The following is a 1,154-nucleotide window of genomic DNA, read 5'->3' as shown; positions in this document are numbered from 1 at the left end:
TGGTCTGGTCGAAGTAGAAGTTGTTGGTGTGCCGGAAGTCGATGTGGTTCACGTCGAACCCGGCCACGAACTGGTTGGGCAAGCCGAACAGGCTGCCCCGGAACGTCGCGTCGAGCCGGTCACCGACCTGCTCCTGGCTGTGGTAGATTTCCAGATAGTCGCCCCGGTCCACCAGCCCGGTGCCGCGGTTGTAGGAATATTGCTCGACGTCGAGCCAGTGGCGCCGGCTGGTGAGCCGGTAGGCGGTGTTGCGGATCGTGATGTCGGCCGAGGGCGACCATTCGGTCTTGAGCTGGGTCCAGTTGTCGGCCCAGGTGATTTTCGCGTCCCGGACGTTGTAGTTGTTGAACCGGATGAGATCCGGGATCCGTCCCTCGACGAGCGGCGTGCCCCAGTAGCGGGCGGGCTCCTGGTAGCCGAGATCGTGGCTCAGGGTGAACGCCAGATCGGCGCTCGGCCGGAACAGCAGGGCGGCCGAGACCGCGAGGTTGCGGAAATCGCCCTCCGGCCGGATCCAGCCCTCGGCGCGATTGCCGCTGACGTTGAGGCGATACGCGAAGGTGTCGCCGAACTCCGCTTGACCGATTCCGCCGCCCGAATCGAACGCAAGGCGCGCGACGCCATCCGTGCCGACAACGGCGCGGGCGGCGTTGATCGGCACGAAGACCGGCTTCTTCGGCACCACGTTGATCACGCCGCCGATGGCGCCGTCGCCGTAGAGCACCGAAGACGGGCCGCGGAGCACCTCGATCCGCTCGACGTTCCACGTGTCGAACGGGAAGGTCACCGTGTTGGCGCCGACGTAGAAGCGCGTGCCGTCGTAGAGCTGCTGGATCGAGTTCGGGCCGGCGAAGCCCCGGGATGTGAAGGCGCCGTTGCCGTTGCCGGGTGCAGCGATCGTGGTGATGCCGGTGGCGTCCTGGGTCACGGCTTCGGCGATCGTATCCTGGCCGCGCAGCCGCGCGGTCTCACCCGACACGATGTCGAGGCTGGCCGGCGTCTCCAGCGGCGTCAGACCGAGGCGGCTCGCGGTCCGGTCCGGGGTGCGCAGATTGAGGCCGTTCGGCGCAGCGCGGTTCGGGTCTCCGCCCGCGCCGGCCACGGAGAGTTCATCCAGGGTGACGGCCTCCTGGGCGGCGGTCGGACTGGCGAGG

Annotated in this window: 1 protein-coding gene; it reads right to left on the bottom strand. The window is 68.0% G+C overall.

Going from position 1 to position 1,154, the window contains the following annotated elements:
• A partial coding sequence (locus I53_RS15125; RefSeq protein ID WP_043352084.1) for a TonB-dependent receptor plug domain-containing protein occupies positions 1–1,154 on the bottom strand: 1,154 nt, incomplete at both ends.

Origin of the sequence: Methylobacterium sp. B1 (genome assembly GCF_000333255.1) — a bacterium.
Classification (GTDB): domain Bacteria; phylum Pseudomonadota; class Alphaproteobacteria; order Rhizobiales; family Beijerinckiaceae; genus Methylobacterium; species Methylobacterium fujisawaense.
This window is presented reverse-complemented; position numbering and strand designations above follow the sequence as displayed.